The following is an 18,762-nucleotide window of genomic DNA, read 5'->3' on the forward strand; positions in this document are numbered from 1 at the left end:
GACGCCGACTAGGCTGTGCCCGTGAGCCCGAAGGACACGCCCGGCGCGGCAGCCGACCTCGACCTGACCACCCCGACCCGCACCGAGGCCGAGCGCCCGGCGCCCGCGGCCCGGCCCGCGCGGCGTGCGGTGGTCGCCGAGGACGAGGCGTTGATCCGCATGGACGTCGTCGAGACGCTGCGGGACGCCGGTTTCGAGGTCGTCGGCGAGGCGGGGAACGGCGAGGAGGCCTTCGCGCTCGCCACGGAGCTCAAGCCGGACGTCGTCGTGATGGACGTGAAGATGCCCGTCCTCGACGGCATCTCCGCCGCCGAGAAGATCGGCAAGGCGCACCTCGCGCCGGTGGTGCTGCTGACGGCGTTCTCCCAGACCGACCTGGTCGAGCGGGCGCGCGACGCGGGGGCGATGGCATACGTCGTCAAGCCGTTCAGCCCGGCGGACCTGCTGCCCGCGGTCGAGATCGCGATCTCCCGCTACGCGCAGATCACGGCGCTCGAGTCGGAGGTCGCGGACCTTGCGGAGCGGTTCGAGACCCGCAAGCGGGTGGACCGTGCCAAGGGTCTGCTGATGACCAAGATGGGCCTGACGGAGCCGGAGTCGTTCCGCTGGATCCAGAAGACGTCGATGGACCGGCGGCTGACGATGCGCGAGGTCGCCGACGCCGTCATCGAGCAGGTCGGCGGGGGCAGCGCCTCCTGAGCTCGTGCGGCCTTGCGTCGCGCGTCCCCCCGAAGTGGGACTGGCCCTCCAGGTGGACAGTGGTCCATGATCGTCGAGGCGCACCGCGGGGGCACAGTGAGCCGTGGCCAGAGCCGGTCCCTGCGAGGAGGTACGAGCAGCCGTGCGTCCAGGTGTCCTGACCAGAACAGCCCGCGTCGAGGACGTCACCGAGCTCGTCAGCCTGTGCCTGGAGGCGCGGGCGGAGCTCATGGTCGGCGCGCAGCTCTGCACGGATGACCCGGTACGGCTGCGCGAGCAGCTGTTGATGCTGCTCAACGCCCCGGGCGGCGTCATCGTCGTCGCGACGCTCGACGAGAGGGTCGACGGCCTCCTGCTGGCGCGCATCGTCGGCCCTGGACCGTTCACCGACGCCGTCGTCCTCACCCTCGAGTCGCTGTACGTGCGCCCGAGCGCTCGTCGTCGCGGACTGGGCCACGCGCTGCTGCTGGCTGCGGTCGACATCGCCGACCAGGCCGGCGCGCTCGAGGTGTTCGCGTCCCCGCTGCCGGGAGCCCGCGGCATGCACAGGTTCCTCGCGCAGGCGGGTTTCGCCCCGGCCGCCGCCCATCGCGTCGTCACGACGGCCGCTCTCGCGCGGCGCCTGACCCAGGACCCGGTCACGTCGGCCGGCGCCGGACGGCGACCCTCACGGCACGGTCTCGAGGACCTGATCGCCCGTCGCCGCCAGGCCCGTGCGCGGGAGGAGGACCCGCTCGCCCCCGTGGCGGCGACCGGCACCCACGGCGCCCGTCAGTCGCGGATGTCGATCAGCATGCAGGTCACCCGGGCGGTGCAGAGCCGTCGTCCGCCGTCGTCGTCCACCGTCACCTCGTAGGTCGCCAGCGACCGACCCAGGTGGACGGCGGTCGCCACCGCGTGCACCCAGCCCTCACGGGCCGAGCGATGGTGCGTGGCGTTCAGCTCGATCCCCACGGTCGTGCGGCCTTCCCCGGCGTGCCGCTGCGCGGCGAACGAGGCGAGCGTCTCGGCGAGCACCGCGGAGGCGCCACCGTGCAGCAGCCCGAACGGCTGGGTGTTGCCGGCGACGGGCATGCGTCCCTCGGCGCGCTCGGCGGTCACCCGGGTCACCTCGATGCCCATGCGTTCGAGGAGGGTTCCGGCGGTCGAGGCGGTGTCGGACATGGCAGATAGGTTGGCACCCGTGAGCCAGACGCAGCCAGCGACCGTGTCCACCCCCGGCTCCGGGCCTCGTCCGCGGCTCCTGCTGATCGACGGTCACTCGATGGCCTACCGGGCCTTCTTCGCGCTCCCCGTGGACAAGTTCGCCACGTCGACCGGTCAGCCGACCAACGCGGTGTTCGGGTTCACCTCGATGCTCGCCAACCTGCTGCGCGACGAGGTCCCCACGCACGTCGCCGTCGCGTTCGACGTTGGTCGGACCACGTTCCGCTCCGAGACGTACGAGCAGTACAAGGCGAACCGGGACGCGAGCCCCGAGCCGTTCCGGGGCCAGGTGGGCATCATCCGGAGGCTGCTCGACACGCTGCACATCCAGGTCCTGGAGAAGGCCGGCTTCGAGGCTGACGACGTGCTGGCCACCCTGGCGTCCCAGGGTCGCGACCAGGACATGGACGTGCTGATCTGCTCCGGCGACCGGGACTCGTTCCAGCTGGTCGGCCCGCACGTCACGGTGCTGTACCCGGTGCGCGGCGTCTCCGAGCTGAGCCGCATGACGCCCGAGGCCGTGGAGGAGCGGTACGGCCTGCCGCCGCACCTGTACCCGGACCTCGCGGCGCTGGTGGGAGAGACGAGCGACAACCTGCCCGGCGTGCCGGGGGTGGGCCCCAAGACAGCGGCCAAGTGGGTTCTCGGCTACGGCGGTCTCGACGGGGTCGTCGCCGTCGCGGACACCATCCCGGGCAAGGCCGGTGAGTCGCTGCGTGCCAACCTCGAGCAGGTGCAGCTGAACCGGCGCCTGAACCGGCTGGTGGACGACCTCGACCTGCCGCTCGGCCCCGAGGACCTCGCCGTACGCCCCTGGGACCGTCAGGCGCTCCACACGATCCTCGACGAGCTCGAGTTCCGGACTCTGCGCGACCGCCTGTTCGCCATGCTCCCGGACGAGCGCCCGCAGGAGGCGCCGGCCGCCGGCGGAGCGCTGGACCTCGTGTCGGTCGGAGCCGGCGGTCTCGGGACCTGGCTGACGGACCGCGCCGGTCAGGTGCTCGGGGTGGACGTCCGCGGCTCCGGTGCGCCGGCGGGCGGCGACGCCTGGGGCGTCGCGCTCGCCGACGCGGCGGGGGAGGCGGTCGCGTTCGACCTCGCGGAGATCGACCCCGCGGACGAGGCCGCACTGGCGACCTGGCTGGCGGACCCGGAGGCGCCCAAGTCCCTGCACGGCGCCAAGGAGTCGTGGCACGCGCTGATGGGTCGGGGTCTGCCTCTGGCCGGGGTGGTGTTCGACACCGAGCTGGCGGCGTACCTGTGCCAGCCGGACCGGCGCGCCTACGACCTCCCCGACCTCGCGATCGGCTACCTGCGGCGTGAGCTCGGTTCCGACGACGGGGCGTCCGGCGCTCAGGGGTCCCTGGACCTGGCCCTCGACGGTGCCGGCGAGGGCCGCCGGGCGGCCGTGCGGGCCGCCGCCGTGCGCGACCTGACCGACGTGCTCGGAGCCGAGCTGGTGGACCGCGGTGCGCGTCGACTGCTCGACGACGTGGAGCTGCCGCTGCAGGCGGTGCTCAGCCGGATGGAACGGACCGGCATCGGCGTGGACGGCGAGTACCTGTCCGGCCTCGAGCGCGAGTTTGACCACCAGGTGCAGGCCGCGGCCGCGGACGCGTACGCGGTGATCGGTCGCGAGGTGAACCTCGGCTCGCCGAAGCAGCTGCAGGAGGTGCTGTTCGACCAGCTCGGCATGCCGCGGACCAAGAAGATCAAGACCGGGTACACCACCGACGCCGCGGCGCTGACCGACCTGTTCGCGCGGACCCAGCACCCGTTCCTCGAGCACCTGCTGGCGCACCGGGACGCCATCCGGCTGCGCCAGACGGTCGAGGGGCTGCTGCGGTCGGTCGCACCCGACTCACGCATCCACACGACGTTCCAGCAGACCATCGCCGCGACCGGCCGGCTGTCCTCCGCGGACCCGAACCTGCAGAACATCCCCATCCGCACCGAGGCAGGACGGCAGATCCGCCGGGCCTTCGTGGTGACGGACCCGTTCGCCACGCTCCTGACGGCGGACTACTCGCAGATCGAGATGCGGATCATGGCGCACCTCTCGGGTGACGAGGGGCTGATCGAGGCGTTCCGCAGCGGCGAGGACCTGCACAGCTACGTCGCCTCGCACGTGTTCTCGGTTCCCACCGACCAGGTGACGCCGGCGATGCGGTCCAAGATCAAGGCGATGAGCTACGGCCTGGCGTACGGGCTCTCCTCGTACGGCCTGTCGCAGCAGCTGTCGATCGACGTCTCGGAGGCGTCGGCGCTGATGGCCGACTACTTCTCCCGGTTCGGGGGGGTCCGTGACTACCTGACCGGCGTGGTCGACGAGGCTCGCGCCACCGGGTACACGGCCACGATCCTCGGGCGGCGTCGGTACCTGCCCGACCTGTCGAGCGACAACCGAGCCAGGCGCGACGCCGCGGAACGGATGGCCCTCAACGCACCGATCCAGGGCAGCGCGGCCGACCTGATCAAGATCGCCATGCTCGGCGTGGACCGCGAGCTCACCCGACGCGGGCTGCGGTCCCGTCTGCTGCTCCAGGTCCACGACGAGCTGGTGCTGGAGGTCGCGCCGGGCGAGGAGCAGGAGCTGGAGTCCCTCGTCCGCGAGCAGATGGGCGCGGCAGGGGACCGGGTGCCGGGCGGCCCTCTCGAGGTGCCGCTCGACGTCTCGGTCGGTACGGGTTCCAGCTGGCACGAGGCCGGTCACTGACCCGTCGGCAGGCCACGGCACGCGGCGCCACGGCCGCTCGGCCGCACCACTCGTCGAGCGGGGTCAGTCCGGTCGGTGGGCGCTGACGATCAGGGTCCCGGGAAGCTGGGCGCCCCGTACCGGTCCCCAACCGCCCCACGTCCGGGTGTGCCCGGCCGGCCACTCTGGTTCGAGCAGCCCGTCCAGCACGAGCCCGGCAGCCAGGACGTCGGCGACCAGCTCGCCCAACGTCCGGTGGTACTCGGTGTAGAGCACGCGGCCGCTGGAAGCCGTCTCGACGTACGGCCGGCGGTCGAAGTACGACCGCGTGGCGGTGAGCCCGCCGATCCCGGGGTCGTCGGGGAAGGGCCACCGCAGCGGGTGGGTGGTGCTGAACACCCACCGCCCACCCGGTCGCAGCACGCGCGCCACCTCGGCGTGCACCCTGCCTGGATCGGGGACGAAGGGCAGCGCCCCGAACGACGTGAAGGCGACGTCGAAGCTCGCGTCGGGGAAGGGCAGTGCACGGGCGTCCGCCTGGGCGGTCGGGACCCGGATGCCGCAGGCGCGGTCCAGCACCGCCGCGGCCCGGAGCATCCCGGCCGACACGTCGGTCGCCACCACCTCGACCCCTCGGTTCGTGAGCCACCGGGAGCACTGCGCGGCTCCGGCACCGACCTCGAGCACGCGCGACGACGCCGGCTCGAGCTCGCCCAGCAGGTGGCGGTCGGCCTCTCGCAGGCCCTCCGGGCACCAGACGAAGTCCGCGGCGCCCAGGAAGTCGCCGTGCTCCTGGAGGTACTCCTCGGCATTCGCGTCCCACCAGCGGCGCGACGCCCGGCCGCCCTCCTCTTCGGGGACGTCTCGGTACCCGGCCTCCGCGAGCTCGTCGTCCTCCGTCGCCGCCATGGCCCCATCCTGCCGGGCGCGCCTGGGACGACGGTCCGGCCGGTGCCGTTCCACCTCTGACTACGCTGGACGCGCGGCGAGCCCGACGGCGTGCCCCGCAGATCAGCTGGGGTGGACCGGACAACGAAGGAGTACGTCAGGTGCGAGTCGGACTGCTGACCGGGGGCGGCGACGTCCCGGGCCTCAACGCCGCGATCCGCGCGGTCGTCAAGCGTGGCGAGGGGGAGCACGGCCACACGATCGTGGGCTTCCGCAACGGCTGGAAGGGCGTGGCGGACGGCGACGTGCAGCCGCTCGGCCGCCAGGACATCAGGAACGTGCTGGCGACGGGCGGCACGCTGCTCGGCACCGCACGCTTTCACCCGCACCGCAACGAGGGCGGCGTCGAGGCGGTGCTCACGACCCTCGAGGCGGAGCGCATCGACGCGCTGATCTGCATCGGTGGCGACGGCACGCTGGACGCCGCGAGCAAGATCTCCGAGGCCGGCATCAACGTGATCGGCATCCCCAAGACCATCGACAACGACGTCTGGGGAACGGACTACTCGATCGGCTTCGACACCGCGGTGACGATCGCGACCGAGGCTGTCGACCGCATCCACACCACCGCGGAGAGCCACAACCGCGTGATGATCGTCGAGGTGATGGGTCGGCACGCCGGGTGGATCGCCGTGACGTCGGGCATCGCCGGCGGCGCCGAGCTGGTGCTGGCCCCGGAGGAGCCCTTCGACATCGAGAAGGTCACCCGTTTCCTGAAGCACCGGCACCGGGCGCACGCCAGCTTCTCCATCGTCGTCGCGGCCGAGGGTGCGGTCCCTGCACCGGGCACGGCCATGCACTACGAGACCGAGGTCGGCAAGTTCGGCGAGATCGTCGCCGGCGCCATCGGTGAGCGACTGAAGTCCGAGATCGAGACCCGCACGGGCTTCGACACGCGTGTGACGGTGCTCGGGCACGTGCAGCGTGGGGGCATCCCGACGGCGTTCGACCGGATCCTCGCGTCCCGCTTCGGCGTGGCAGCGATCGACGCCGCCACCGAGGGGCGGTCGGACGTGATGACGGCCATCCACGGCGAGCGGGTGGACCTGGTGCCGATCGCGGACATCGCCGGCAAGGTGAAGTACGTGCCCGACCAGATGCTGGCGGTGGCGCGGGCGCTCGCCTGAACGGCCGAGCCGCGTCGCGCGGCACCGACCGCGACTTGGCTGGCACCGCCGTCCACCGATAGGGTGGACGGCGGTGCCGCGCGCCCACGTGCCCTCCGACCGGCTCAACCGGTGCGGGGGAAGGTTCGGTGGCGGTCGGCGGTTACCACCACATCACCATCCATCTGTCCGAACTACTCCCTGTCCGCATCGGAGCCCACCCCTACATGAGCATCTCCACCCCCGCGAAGCCCACCTCGCAGCAGGTCGCGGTCAACGACATCGGCACGGCCGAGGACTTCATGGCGGCGATCGACGCCACCATCAAGTACTTCAACGACGGCGACATCGTCGAAGGCGTGATCGTCAAGGTCGACCGTGACGAGGTCCTTCTCGACATCGGCTACAAGACCGAGGGCGTCATCCCCTCCCGCGAGCTGTCCATCAAGCACGACGTGGACCCCGGTGAGGTCGTCAAGGTCGGCGACGAGGTCGAGGCCCTTGTCCTCCAGAAGGAGGACAAGGAGGGTCGTCTGATCCTGTCCAAGAAGCGCGCCCAGTACGAGCGCGCCTGGGGCACGATCGAGAAGATCAAGGAGGAGGACGGCGTCGTCACGGGCACCGTCATCGAGGTGGTCAAGGGTGGCCTGATCCTCGACATCGGCCTGCGCGGCTTCCTGCCCGCGTCGCTCGTCGAGATGCGCCGGGTGCGCGACCTCCAGCCGTACGTCGGCAAGGAGATCGAGGCCAAGATCATCGAGCTCGACAAGAACCGCAACAACGTGGTCCTGTCGCGTCGCGCGTGGCTCGAGCAGACGCAGTCGGAGGTCCGCTCGACCTTCCTGCAGACGCTGCAGAAGGGCCAGGTCCGGCCGGGTGTCGTGTCCTCGATCGTCAACTTCGGTGCGTTCGTCGACCTGGGCGGCGTGGACGGTCTCGTGCACGTCTCCGAGCTGTCCTGGAAGCACATCGACCACCCGTCCGAGGTCGTCGAGGTGGGCCAGGAGGTCACGGTCGAGGTTCTCGACGTCGACTTCGACCGCGAGCGTGTCTCCCTGTCGCTGAAGGCGACGCAGGAGGACCCGTGGCAGGCGTTCGCCCGCACGCACGCGATCGGCCAGGTCGTGCCCGGCAAGGTCACCAAGCTGGTCCCGTTCGGTGCGTTCGTGCGCGTCGAGGACGGCATCGAGGGCCTGGTGCACATCTCCGAGCTGGCCGTGCGCCACGTGGAGATCCCGGAGCAGGTCGTGCAGGTCGGCGACGACGTGTTCGTCAAGGTCATCGACATCGACCTGGAGCGCCGGCGCATCTCGCTGTCGCTCAAGCAGGCCAACGAGGGCTTCGACCCCACCTCGGAGGACTTCGACCCGGCGCTGTACGGCATGGCGGCGGAGTACGACGAGCAGGGCAACTACAAGTACCCCGAGGGCTTCGACCCGACGACGTCCGAGTGGCTCGAGGGCTACGAGGCTCAGCGCGAGGCGTGGGAGGCCCAGTACGCGGCCGCTCACGACCGCTGGGAGGCGCACCGCAAGCAGGTCGCGGCAGCTGCTGCGGCCGACGCGGAGGCGGCGACCGGCGGCGAGTCGACCTCCGGTGCAGTCCCGACGTCGTACTCGTCGGCCACCGACGAGGCGACCGGCACGCTGGCCTCGGACGAGGCGCTCGCCGCTCTGCGGGAGAAGCTGACCGGCAACTGACCCGGTCCTGCGGTCGATCGACGGCCGGTCACCTCTCGGGGTGGCCGGCCGTCGGCGTCTCCACCGTGCCGTGGTGGGCCTCGACGGCAGGCTCCGCTCGGGGAGAGCACGCCGAGGAGGCGCATCGAGCGCCGCGGCAGGGCACGATGGGCTGATGCAGAGGATCGGGCTCACCGGCGGGATCGCGGCAGGCAAGTCCGTCGCGGCGCGGCGCTTCATCGAGCTGGGCGCGGTGCTGATCGACGCCGACGCCCTGGCGCGCGAGGTGGTCGCGCCAGGGACGCTCGGTCTGGAGCAGGTCGTCGAGACGTTCGGCCCGGAGGTGCTCGCGGCGGACGGCAGCCTGGACCGGGCCGCTCTGGCGGCGCGAGTCTTCGCAGACACGGAGGCTCGGCGGCGGCTCGAGGCGCTGCTGCACCCTCAGGTCCGGCGGCTCGCGGCCGAGCGCGAGGCGGCTGCGGCGGCGATCGACCCGGACGCGGTCGTCGTCCACGACATCCCTCTCCTGGTGGAGACGGGCCAGGCCGAGACCTTCGGCATGGTCGTCGTGGTGCATGCGCCGCAGGAGCAGCGGGTCAGCCGGCTCGTCGACGGCCGCGGCATGCCGGAGGCGGAGGCGCGGGCACGGGTTGCCGCGCAGGCCGACGACGACGCGCGGCTCGCTGCCGCCGACGTCGTGCTGGACGGGACGGGCACCGACGACGAGCTGCGACGTCAGGTGGACCTCCTGTGGTCCCGTCTCGCACAGGAGCGAACCGCCGAACGGGACGCGGACCTGGCGTCCGCCGAGGAGCACCGCCGGCGCTAGACGCCGCCCACGGCTACCCCGGCGGTGGCGCCCGACACGCGCACGACGGGTCCACCGGCTCGACCACGCGCACCGCTAGCGTCGCCCCGGACATCGGCGGGACGTGGGGTGGTGCAGGATGCGGCGGGGCGCAGCGCTCGCGACGGCTTCGCTGTCCGTGCTCCTCTCGCTGGCCCTCGGTACGTCCGCCGTGGCGCTGCGCGAGGAGCCTCCGGCGCACGTGGAACGTAGCGGCGTGGAGGCGCACGACGTCCCGTCGGGTGCGCTGGGCACCGAGCGGCTGGCCGCCCTGCCACGCTCCGCTGCCCCCACCGGTCCGGCGGCGGTCGCGGACGAGCGGCACGCGGTCGTGGACGACGGGCGCGCGGCCGGCGGGTCGGGAGGCGACACGTCGTCGACCACCGAGGCGCCGCCCGCACCGGCGCCCACGGCTGCACCCCAGCCACCTCCGGCGCCAGCGGCGGCGGCGGCCGCAGCGCCGGACTGCGCAGCGCTGGCATGCGTCGCCCTCACGTTCGACGACGGGCCGGGTCCGGACACGGGGAGGCTGCTCGACGAGCTGGCGGCCCGCGGCGTGCACGCCACCTTCTTCGTCGTCGGTCGGCAGATCGCGAGGGAGCCCGGCGCGGTGGCGCGCGAGGTCGCCGCGGGACACGTGGTCGGCAACCACACCTGGGACCACGCGATGCTCCCCAGCCTGAGCGACGAGGCGGTCGCGGCGGAGCTCGACAGCACGTCGCAGGCCATCGTCGCGGAGGGTGCACCAGCTCCGACCCTGGCGCGGCCTCCCTACGGCTCCCTGTCGCCGTCGGTCACGCAGGCCTTCGGGAGCCGCGGGATGGCGGCGGTGCTCTGGGACGTCGACACGGAGGACTGGAAGAACCGTGACGCCGGTGTCACCACCGAGCGGGCTCTTGCCGGTGCGCACCCGGGGGCGATCATCCTGATGCACGACATCCACCCGTCGACGGTCGATGCGGTGCCCGGCCTGGTGGATGCGCTCCGAGCGCGCGGGTTCACCCTGGTCACCGTCCCGCAGCTGCTCGGCGCCCCCGCTGCCGGAGCCGTGTACGCCCACCGATGAACGGACCTTGGCGCGGACGGGTCGATCTGCCAATCTGATGCGCGATCGGGCGCAAGTCTTCGGACCGAACGTCCGATAAGAAGTCGAGGAGGCGAGGACGCCTCTCCGGCCCGCAACGGGCCGCACGTGAACGGAAGGCGGTGTGGCCTTGTCGTCGGTGGGGACCAGAGGCTGGGCGGCTCGGCCGTGGCAGTCCAAGGCATCGGTGTCCGTCGCCTCCGCGTCGATCGATGTCCCGCGCATGCTGGAGCTGGCGACCGCCGGTGCGCGCGGCATCGAGGACGACCGGGGCTGGGTGACGGTCGGTCCGCGGACGCCGGTCCGCGTCGACTTCCTGATGCGCGACCTGGCCCGGCCGGAGGCCGGCGAGATCATGCGGTTCCGGGTCGAGGCCGAACGCGCGGCGGGCCGGGTGACGGCTCGGTCGGCGATCGAGTCCTTCACGGTGAAGGACTCCGGCGTCGGGGGCCTGGTGCCGGTGGCCAACCGACGGCTGATCGGGTTCTCCGCGTACCAGGCGTTCATGGAGCGCTTCGCGGCGATGGTGCAGGCGGACGACATCTACTCGGTGGTCTCGTTCACCAGCGGCCGCTGACACCGCGGGCCGCTCGGGCCGGCGGTCCCGGTCAGGGCCGTCGGCGACCGTGTCGGTGGCCCGACGTACGGTGGACGCATGCGTCCCGTCACCGACCTGCAGCGGACGGTCGCGCCGTTCGAGGTGATCTCCGAGTACACCCCTAGCGGCGACCAGCCGACCGCGATCGCCGAGCTGACCCGCCGCCTCAAGGCGGGGGAGAAGGACGTGGTGCTGCTCGGCGCCACCGGCACCGGCAAGTCCGCCACGACGGCGTGGCTGATCGAGCAGGTGCAGCGGCCGACGCTGGTGATGGCGCCCAACAAGACCCTCGCGGCACAGCTGGCCACGGAGTTTCGCGAGCTGCTGCCCAACAACGCCGTCGAGTACTTCGTCTCGTACTACGACTACTACCAGCCCGAGGCGTACATCGCGCAGACGGACACCTACATCGAGAAGGACTCGTCGATCAACGACGAGGTGGAGCGGCTGCGCCACTCGGCGACCAGCTCCCTGCTCACCCGCCGTGACGTCGTCGTGGTGGCGACCGTCAGCTGCATCTACGGGCTCGGTACGCCGCAGGAGTACGTCGACCGCATGGTGACGCTCAACGTCGGCGACCAGGTGGACCGGGACCAGCTGCTGCGCCGGTTCGTCACCATGCAGTACACGCGCAACGACATGGCGTTCACCCGAGGGACGTTCCGGGTCCGCGGGGACACCGTGGAGATCATCCCGGTGTACGAGGAGCTTGCGGTCCGGATCGAGTTCTTCGGGGACGAGATCGAGGCGATCGCCACGCTGCACCCCCTGACCGGCGACGTGGTCCGTTCCGAGCAGCAGGTGCACGTGTTCCCCGCGACGCACTACGTCGCCGGTCCGGAGCGCATGGAGCGCGCCATCACCGGCATCGAGTCCGAGCTCGAGCACCGGCTTGCCGAGATGGAGCGGCAGAACAAGCTCCTCGAGGCGCAGCGGCTTCGGATGCGCACCACCTACGACCTCGAGATGATGCGCCAGATCGGCTCCTGCTCCGGGATCGAGAACTACTCGCGGCACATCGACGGGCGGGCACCCGGCTCCGCGCCGAACACGCTCCTCGACTACTTCCCGGAGGACTTCCTCCTGGTGATCGACGAGTCGCACGTGACGGTGCCGCAGATCGGCGCGATGTTCGAGGGCGACATGTCGCGCAAGCGCGCACTGGTGGACTTCGGGTTCCGCCTGCCGTCTGCGGTGGACAACCGGCCGCTGCGCTGGGAGGAGTTCGTCGAGCGCATCGGGCAGACCGTCTACCTCTCCGCGACGCCGGGCAGCTACGAGCTGTCGATGTCCGACGGCGTGGTGGAGCAGATCATCCGGCCCACCGGCCTGGTGGATCCGCAGGTGGTGGTCAAGCCCACGAAGGGACAGATCGACGACCTGCTCGCGGAGATCCGTGACCGGGTCGACCGCGACGAGCGCGTCCTGGTCACCACGCTGACCAAGAAGATGGCGGAGGACCTGACCGACTACCTCCTGGAGAAGGGCGTCCGGGTGCGCTACCTGCACTCGGAGGTCGACACCCTGCGCCGCGTCGAGCTGCTGCGCGAGCTGCGGCTCGGGGAGTTCGACGTGCTGGTCGGCATCAACCTGCTGCGCGAGGGCCTCGACCTGCCGGAGGTGTCGCTGGTCGCCATCCTCGATGCGGACAAGGAGGGCTTCCTGCGCTCGGCCACCTCGTTGATCCAGACGATCGGCCGTGCCGCGCGCAACGTGTCCGGCGAGGTGCACATGTACGCCGACCGCATCACGGCCGGGATGGCCACCGCGATCGACGAGACGAACCGCCGGCGCGAGAAGCAGGTGGCCTACAACCGGGAGCACGGGATCGACCCGACCCCGCTGCGCAAGCGCATCAACGACATCACCGACCTGCTCGCGCGCGAGGACGCCGACACCGCCGAGCTGCTGGGCGGGGCCGGACGGCAGGCCAGTCGCGGCAAGGCACCGGTGCCTGGCTTCGGGTCCCGACGCGGACCGCAGGACGAGCGCACGAAGCTCGTCGGTGCGGCAGCCGGGGAGCTGGCGGAGCTGATCCAGGACCTCACCGACCAGATGCACGCGGCCGCCGCCGAGCTGCAGTTCGAGCTCGCGGCCCGGCTGCGCGACGAGATCTCCGGACTGAAGAAGGAGCTGCGGCAGATGCAGGCCGCCACCGCCTGACCCCCGCCCAGCCCCGGAGGGCAGCGCCGGGTCGACCCGCGCGGCGCCGGCGGCCGGCGGTTCGCAGAGCGCTTCCCGGAATGGGTCGCCTACACTGGGCGGCGGAGGGGAGTACTCCCTTACGACGTCATCGTCATCACGGTCGCCAACGAAGCCGACCCGGTGACGTCGGTCCGGGCACGCTGAGAACGACCGCCCGCGGCAGAGAAGACCTCCGGTGATCTCGTCATGTGCACCGGAGGTAGTTCCATGGATGTTCCAGGCTGGGTGTGGGCGCTGACCGTCGGCGTCGTCGTCGCGATGCTCGTCGCCGACTACGTCGGGCACGTGCGGGCGGTGCACGAGCCGTCCTTGCGGGAGGCGGCGCGCTGGTCGGCCGTCTACGTCGGAATCGCCGTCGCGTTCGGCGTGCTGGTGTGGGCCGTGTGGGGATCGGGCCCGGGCGGGGAGTACTTCGCCGGGTACGTGACGGAGAAGAGCCTGTCCGTCGACAACCTCTTCGTCTTCGTCCTGATCATGTCCAGCTTCCGCGTCCCGCGGAGGTACCAGCAGAAGGTGCTGCTGACCGGCATCACCGTCGCCCTGGCGCTGCGGACCGCGTTCATCTTCCTCGGCGCGGCGCTGATCGCCCACGCGACGTGGGTGTTCTACGTCTTCGGTGCCTTCCTGCTCTACGCGGCCTGGACGCAGCTGCGTGCCGGGGAGGACGAGGGCGAGTACCACGAGAACGCGGTGCTCCGGCTGACGCGTCGGCTGTTCCGAGTCACCGACGACTACGCGGGCGACCACCTGGTCGTCCGTCGGGACGGCCGCAGCTGGATCACGCCGATGCTGGTGGTGATGATCGCGATCGGCTCGGCGGACGTGATGTTCGCGGTCGACTCGATCCCGGCGATCTTCGGGCTGACCCAGGAGACGTACCTGGTCTTCGCAGCCAACGCGTTCTCGCTCCTGGGGCTGCGGCAGCTGTACTTCCTGGTCGACGGCCTCCTCGACAAGCTGGTCTACCTGTCCTACGGCCTCGCCGTGATCCTCGCCTTCATCGGCGCGAAGCTGGTGCTGCACGCGCTGCACACCAACGAGCTGCCGCTCGTCAACGGCGGGGAGCACGTCGCCGTCCCGGAGATCCCGACCGCTGCCTCCCTCGTGGTGATCGTCGCCGTCCTGGCCGTGACCACCGCCGCCTCCCTGCTGAGCACCCGGCACCGCCCCGAGCGTGACCGGAGCACCGTCAGCGCCGCCGACACCGAAGGGGACCCCACCCGATGACCCACGAGATGCCGGTGCTCTTCCAGGTCGTGTCGCTCATCGCCGTCGTCGGTCTGCTCCTGGCGGACCTGGCGGTGATCGGCCGCCGGCCGCACGTGCCGTCCACCCGCGAGAGCCTCCGGTGGGTGGCCGTGTACGTCGTGCTCGCCCTGGTGTTCGCGGCCCTCGTCGGCGTCGTGGGCGGTGCGGTGCCGGCGGGGGAGTTCATCGCGGGCTGGCTGACCGAGTACAGCCTGTCCGTGGACAACCTGTTCGTGTTCGTCCTGATCATGTCGGCGTTCGCCGTGCCGCGGGACCACCAGCAGAAGGTGCTGCTGGTCGGCATCATCGTCGCGCTGGTGCTGCGCGGCGGGTTCATCCTCGCGGGCGCCGCGGTGGTCACGCGGTACAGCTGGGTGTTCTACGTGTTCGGCGCGTTCCTGGTGTACACGGCGGTGCACCTGCTGCGGGGCGGCGAGAGCGGTGACGACGAGTACCACGAGAACGTCCTCGTCCGGGCGGCACGCCGGTTCTGGCCGATCTCCCGGGAGTACGACGGCGGCGCGGTGCGCACGGTGGTCGACGGTCGTCGCATGTTCACCCCGCTGCTGGTGGTCTTCCTGGCCATCGGTACCACGGACGTGCTGTTCGCCTTCGACTCCATCCCGGCGATCTTCGGCCTGACGCACGACCCGTTCATCGTCTTCACGTCGAACGTCTTCGCGCTGATGGGTCTGCGCCAGCTGTTCTTCCTGCTCGGCGGCGTGCTGGACCGCATCGTGTACCTGCCGTACGGGCTGGCCGCCATCCTTGGCTTCATCGGTCTGAAGCTGGTCTCGGAGGCGCTCCGGAGCAACACCGTGCCGTTCGTCAACGGCGGCCGTGCGGTCGGCTGGGCGCCGGAGGTGCCGACCTGGGTGTCGCTGGTGGTGATCGCCGGCTCCCTGGGAGTGGCGACCGCCGCGAGCGTCGTGCACGCGAACCGGCATCGTCTGCCGGGCCGGCTCGGGCGGCCGACCGGCGACCGGGCCGACGGGCCGGCGGCCGACGAGACCGGAGCGCTGGAGCGCTGACCGCTGTTGCGAGACGGTCGGACCGCAGCCGCGTCCGCGTCCGCCGTCCGAGCGCCGAGTCGCCTCAGATGCTCGTGGACCAGGGCCCCAGGATGACGTCCCAGGCTCGCACGTCCGTCGTGCGGACCAGACCTTCACGGGCGAACGGGTCCTGGTCGAGAAGCTGGGCCAGCGCCTCCGCGTCGGCCGCACGGAACACCAGCAGGGCGCCGGGCTCGCCGTCGGCGAAGGGCCCGGAGCCGAGCAGCGCGCCGCGGTCGGCCTGACCGGCCAGCCACGCGCGGTGCTCCGGGCGGACCTGGTCGCGCACGTCGGCGCGCTCGTCGTACGTGTAGCGGACGGCGTAGGTGGTCATCGTCCTATCGTGCCCGAGCCGGTGCGGTGGCCCCAGCCGGAACGGTGACCCGAGCCGGGGCCGTGGTCGGTGGCCGGGACGATGGCAGAGTGACGTGCATGCCTCGTCATCACCGCACGTTGCTCACCGACGACCTGATAGCCCGGGTCCACGACCGTGCTCCGGTGCACGACCGGGACAACACGTTCCCGCACGACGACCTCGCCGACCTCCGTGCCGCGGGCTACCTGACGGCGTTCGTCCCCGCGGAGCTCGGCGGTGCCGGGCTGACCCTCGAGGAGGTCGCCCGTGAGCAGGTCCGTCTCGCGGCCGCCGCGCCGGCCACCGCTCTGGCGGTGAACATGCACCTGGTGGTGACCGGGATGGCCGCCCTCCTCGCCGCCGACGGTGACGACTCGATGGGGTTCGTGCTGCAGGACGCGGCGGCCGGGGAGGTGTTCGCGTTCGGCAACTCCGAGGCGGGGAACGACCTGGTGATGTTCGGTTCACGTACCCGTGCCGAGCGCGCGGCCGACGGCGGCTACCGGTACGTCGGCACCAAGATCTTCACGTCGCTGTCGCCGGTCTGGACGCGCCTCGCGACCTTCGGTCTCGACGACGCGGACCCCTCGGACCCCCGTCTGGTCCACGGGGTCGTCGCCCGCGAGCAGGGCGGCGTGACCGTCGGCGAGGACTGGGACACCCTGGGGATGCGCGCGACCCAGTCGGCGACGACGCACCTGGAGGGTGCCTACGCGCCGTCCGACCGCATCGTCCGGCGGCTGCCACCCGGGCCGAGCGCCGACCCCTACATCGTCGCGCTCTTCTCCGTCTTCGAGATCCTGCTCGCCGCCGTGTACACGGGCATCGGACGGCGGGCCCTGGAGCTCGGCGCGGCCAACACTCGGCGACGCACGTCGATGAAGTACGACGGGCGCAGCTACGCCGACGACCCGGACATCCGGTGGAAGGTCGCGGACGCCGCCCTGGTTCAGGACGGCGCCGAGCTCCAGGTGTTCGCCCTGGCGCGGGACGTGGACGAGCGGGTGGACCACGGAGCACGGCTGTTCGCGCAGCTCGTGGGGCTGAAGGTGCGTGCCACCGAGTCGGCCCGGGTCGTCGTCGACCTCGCGCTGCGGGTCAGCGGGGGCGCCGCCTACTACACCGGCAACGAGCTGAACCGGCTCTATCGCGACGTGCTCGCCGGGATCTACCACCCGTCGGACGACGAGTCCGCCCACGCGACCGTCGCGCAGTCCGTCCTGGGCCCGGTGAACGCTCGGTGAAGGTCTGCGCCACAGGACCTACGGACGCGTAACTTACGCAGCCGTAGGTTAGGCTGGGAACGTGCCGACGACGTCAGGACCGACCACTCACAGCTCGCCCACGACGTCGGTCCCGCGAGAGATCGACGTCGCCGACGAGCCGTTGAGCGCGGCGCTCGACCGGGCCGCCACGTCGTTCCCGGACCGCGTCGCCGTCGACTTCCTCGGGGCGACCACCACCTACCGGCGGCTCGCCGACCGCGTGGCCCGCGCGGCGGCGGTGCTCGTGGAACTCGGTGTCCGCCGAGGTGACCGCGTCGCGCTGGTCCTGCCGAACAGCACCTCGCACGTCGTCGCGGTGTACGCGGTGCTCCGGATCGGCGCGGTCGTCGTCGAGCACAACCCGACGTACGCGGTCGAGTCGCTGCGGCACCAGCTCGCGGACAGCGGTGCCTGTGTGGCGCTCGTCTGGCGCAAGGCGGTGCCGTCGGTGCTGGCGGCACGCGGGCCGGCGCTGCGAACCGTCGTGTCGGTGGACCTGGCACAGGACCTGCCGCTGCACTCGCGTCTCGCTCTGCACCTGCCCGTGCCCAAGGCGCGCACGATGCGTGCCGCCCTCTGCGGTCCGGCGGTCCCGAGCGGCGTCCCGTCGTGGCACCGTCTCGTCGCGGCGGCGGCCCCGCTGCCGGCCGACCATCCGGCGGCGGACGCGTCCGACGTGGCGCTGCTGCAGTACACGGGCGGCACCACCGGCACCCCGAAGGGTGCCGTGCTCACGCACCGCAACCTCGTGGCCAACGTGGCGCAGGGCCGCGCGTGGACCGGTGCGCAGGACGGCGTCGAGGTGGTGTACGCCGTGCTGCCCTACTTCCACGCGTTCGGGATGACCCTGTGCCTCCTCTACGGCACGGGTATCGCAGCCACCCAGGTGGTCTTCCCGTCGTTCGACCCCGCGACCGTGCTCGCCGCGCAGCGTCGCCGTCCTGGTACTTTCCTGCCCGCCGTGCCGCCGATGCTCGAGCGGCTCGGGGTCGCGGCCGAACGGACGGGCGCCGACCTGACGTCCTTCCGGTGCGCGCTGAGCGGTGCGATGGCGCTGCCCCGGGCGACCGCCGAGCGGTGGGAGCGGCTGACCGGAGGCCTTGCCGTGGAGGGCTACGGCATGACCGAGACGTCGCCGGTCGCGCTCGGCAACCCCCTGAGCCCGGCACGGCGCCCGGGCGCGCTGGGCATGCCGTTCCCGTCGACGCGGATCCGGGTCGTGTCGCAGGACGACCCCGAGCGCGACGTGCTGCCGGGTGAGCAGGGTGAGCTTCTGGTGGCCGGTCCGCAGGTGTTCGCCGGCTACTGGAACCGGCCGGACGAGACCGCGCACCAGCTGCTGGCCGGCGGCTGGCTGCGCACGGGCGACATCGTGCACGTGGACCCCGACGGCTTCGTCGTCCTGGTCGACCGGCTCAAGGAGATGATCGTCAGCGGCGGGTTCAAGGTGTACCCCTCGCAGGTGGAGGACCATCTGCGGACAATGCCGGGCATCGCGGACGTGGCCGTCGTGGGGGAGCCGGCGGGGGAGCACGGGGAGAGCGTGGTCGCCGCGGTGGTGCTGGAGGAGGGCGCGCACGGCATCGACCTCGAGGCGGTGCGCCACTGGTGCGAGGCTCGGCTGGCCCGCTACGCGGTCCCACGTCGACTCGTGGTGCTGCCGGACCTCCCGAGGTCGCAGGTCGGCAAGGTGCTCCGGCGCGTGGTCCGCGACAACCTCGCCAAGGCCCAGGTGGTCGTGCCCGCCGAGCAGTGAGGCGGTTCCCGGCGCGAGC

At 71.8% G+C, this 18,762-nt stretch carries 16 protein-coding genes; 13 read left to right on the forward strand and 3 right to left on the reverse strand.

The features are described from left to right. The first annotated feature begins 63 nt into the window (after positions 1 to 63). Positions 64 to 699, forward strand: a complete 636-nt coding sequence (locus QMF98_RS08090) for an ANTAR domain-containing response regulator (RefSeq protein ID WP_291757639.1) — start codon at positions 64 to 66, stop codon at positions 697 to 699. A gap of 142 nt (positions 700 to 841) precedes the next feature. Further along, entirely contained in the window at positions 842 to 1,555 is a 714-nt protein-coding gene (locus QMF98_RS08095; protein ID WP_337975462.1) for a GNAT family N-acetyltransferase, read from the forward strand. On the opposite strand, the gene QMF98_RS08100 is transcribed toward QMF98_RS08095, so the two are convergent. After that, positions 1,471 to 1,863 carry a hotdog fold thioesterase gene (locus QMF98_RS08100; protein WP_337975463.1) on the reverse strand — a complete coding sequence of 131 codons (393 nt, stop codon included), beginning with the start codon at positions 1,861 to 1,863 and terminating at the stop codon, positions 1,471 to 1,473. The genes QMF98_RS08095 and QMF98_RS08100 overlap by 85 nt on opposite strands. Here QMF98_RS08100 and polA point away from each other — a divergent pair. Then, positions 1,862 to 4,621 carry a DNA polymerase I gene (polA, locus tag QMF98_RS08105; protein ID WP_337975464.1) on the forward strand — a complete coding sequence of 920 codons (2,760 nt, stop codon included), beginning with the start codon at positions 1,862 to 1,864 and terminating at the stop codon, positions 4,619 to 4,621. The genes QMF98_RS08100 and polA overlap by 2 nt on opposite strands. A gap of 63 nt (positions 4,622 to 4,684) precedes the next feature. Here the strand turns inward: polA and QMF98_RS08110 are convergent, their stop codons facing one another. Continuing rightward, positions 4,685 to 5,509, reverse strand: coding sequence for a class I SAM-dependent methyltransferase (locus QMF98_RS08110; protein ID WP_337975465.1), 825 nt, complete (start codon positions 5,507 to 5,509; stop codon positions 4,685 to 4,687). Between the two features lie 140 nt (positions 5,510 to 5,649). Here QMF98_RS08110 and QMF98_RS08115 point away from each other — a divergent pair, with 140 nt between their 5' ends. The 8 genes from QMF98_RS08115 (at position 5,650) to QMF98_RS08150 (ending at position 15,346) form a co-directional block, all read left to right on the forward strand. Further along, the gene (locus QMF98_RS08115) at positions 5,650 to 6,675 is read left to right on the forward strand and encodes a 6-phosphofructokinase (protein ID WP_291757532.1); all 1,026 of its coding nucleotides are present in this window, start codon (positions 5,650 to 5,652) and stop codon (positions 6,673 to 6,675) included. Between the two features lie 206 nt (positions 6,676 to 6,881). Next, positions 6,882 to 8,354, forward strand: coding sequence for a 30S ribosomal protein S1 (gene rpsA / locus QMF98_RS08120; protein ID WP_337975466.1), 1,473 nt, complete (start codon positions 6,882 to 6,884; stop codon positions 8,352 to 8,354). A 154-nt stretch (positions 8,355 to 8,508) separates the two neighbouring features. After that, entirely contained in the window at positions 8,509 to 9,162 is a 654-nt protein-coding gene (coaE, locus tag QMF98_RS08125) for a dephospho-CoA kinase (RefSeq protein ID WP_337975467.1), read from the forward strand. Positions 9,163 to 9,280: 118 nt separating this feature from the next. Next, entirely contained in the window at positions 9,281 to 10,246 is a 966-nt protein-coding gene (locus QMF98_RS08130; RefSeq protein ID WP_337975468.1) for a polysaccharide deacetylase family protein, read from the forward strand. A gap of 241 nt (positions 10,247 to 10,487) precedes the next feature. After that, a complete protein-coding gene (locus tag QMF98_RS08135) occupies positions 10,488 to 10,841 on the forward strand; it encodes a hypothetical protein (protein WP_337975469.1) in 354 nt (117 codons plus the stop codon). 78 nt (positions 10,842 to 10,919) lie between these two features. Further along, positions 10,920 to 13,025: an excinuclease ABC subunit UvrB gene (uvrB, locus tag QMF98_RS08140; RefSeq protein ID WP_337975470.1), complete on the forward strand. Its 2,106-nt coding sequence runs from the start codon at positions 10,920 to 10,922 to the stop codon at positions 13,023 to 13,025. Positions 13,026 to 13,274: 249 nt separating this feature from the next. After that, positions 13,275 to 14,294, forward strand: a complete 1,020-nt coding sequence (locus tag QMF98_RS08145; RefSeq protein WP_337975471.1) for a TerC family protein — start codon at positions 13,275 to 13,277, stop codon at positions 14,292 to 14,294. Continuing rightward, a complete protein-coding gene (locus tag QMF98_RS08150; protein WP_337975472.1) occupies positions 14,291 to 15,346 on the forward strand; it encodes a TerC family protein in 1,056 nt (351 codons plus the stop codon). The genes QMF98_RS08145 and QMF98_RS08150 overlap by 4 nt, the downstream gene beginning before the upstream one ends. Before the next feature lie 64 nt (positions 15,347 to 15,410). Here QMF98_RS08150 and QMF98_RS08155 read toward each other — a convergent pair whose 3' ends face one another. Beyond that, entirely contained in the window at positions 15,411 to 15,701 is a 291-nt protein-coding gene (locus QMF98_RS08155) for a YciI family protein (RefSeq protein ID WP_337975473.1), read from the reverse strand. A gap of 98 nt (positions 15,702 to 15,799) precedes the next feature. Between QMF98_RS08155 and QMF98_RS08160 the strand changes: the two genes are divergently transcribed. Next, the gene (locus tag QMF98_RS08160; protein ID WP_337975474.1) at positions 15,800 to 16,966 is read left to right on the forward strand and encodes an acyl-CoA dehydrogenase family protein; all 1,167 of its coding nucleotides are present in this window, start codon (positions 15,800 to 15,802) and stop codon (positions 16,964 to 16,966) included. Positions 16,967 to 17,027: 61 nt separating this feature from the next. Then, positions 17,028 to 18,743, forward strand: a complete 1,716-nt coding sequence (locus QMF98_RS08165) for an AMP-binding protein (RefSeq protein ID WP_337975475.1) — start codon at positions 17,028 to 17,030, stop codon at positions 18,741 to 18,743. Positions 18,744 to 18,762 lie beyond the last annotated feature (19 nt).

Source organism: Cellulomonas sp. NTE-D12 (genome assembly GCF_027923705.1).
Lineage (GTDB): Bacteria > Actinomycetota > Actinomycetes > Actinomycetales > Cellulomonadaceae > Cellulomonas.

Excerpts from the sequence above, each read along its gene's own strand:
- polA (WP_337975464.1), top strand. The coding sequence starts at position 1,862 with ATGGCAGATAGGTTGGCACCCGTGAGCCAGACGCAGCCAGCGACCGTG.
- QMF98_RS08135 (WP_337975469.1), top strand. The coding sequence starts at position 10,488 with ATGCTGGAGCTGGCGACCGCCGGTGCGCGCGGCATCGAGGACGACCGG.
- QMF98_RS08160 (WP_337975474.1), top strand. The coding sequence starts at position 15,800 with ATGCCTCGTCATCACCGCACGTTGCTCACCGACGACCTGATAGCCCGG.
- QMF98_RS08130 (WP_337975468.1), top strand. The coding sequence starts at position 9,281 with ATGCGGCGGGGCGCAGCGCTCGCGACGGCTTCGCTGTCCGTGCTCCTC.
- QMF98_RS08100 (WP_337975463.1), bottom strand. The coding sequence starts at position 1,863 with ATGTCCGACACCGCCTCGACCGCCGGAACCCTCCTCGAACGCATGGGC.
- uvrB (WP_337975470.1), top strand. The coding sequence starts at position 10,920 with ATGCGTCCCGTCACCGACCTGCAGCGGACGGTCGCGCCGTTCGAGGTG.
- QMF98_RS08155 (WP_337975473.1), bottom strand. The coding sequence starts at position 15,701 with ATGACCACCTACGCCGTCCGCTACACGTACGACGAGCGCGCCGACGTG.
- QMF98_RS08145 (WP_337975471.1), top strand. The coding sequence starts at position 13,275 with ATGGATGTTCCAGGCTGGGTGTGGGCGCTGACCGTCGGCGTCGTCGTC.
- QMF98_RS08110 (WP_337975465.1), bottom strand. The coding sequence starts at position 5,509 with ATGGCGGCGACGGAGGACGACGAGCTCGCGGAGGCCGGGTACCGAGAC.
- coaE (WP_337975467.1), top strand. The coding sequence starts at position 8,509 with ATGCAGAGGATCGGGCTCACCGGCGGGATCGCGGCAGGCAAGTCCGTC.
- rpsA (WP_337975466.1), top strand. The coding sequence starts at position 6,882 with ATGAGCATCTCCACCCCCGCGAAGCCCACCTCGCAGCAGGTCGCGGTC.
- QMF98_RS08150 (WP_337975472.1), top strand. The coding sequence starts at position 14,291 with ATGACCCACGAGATGCCGGTGCTCTTCCAGGTCGTGTCGCTCATCGCC.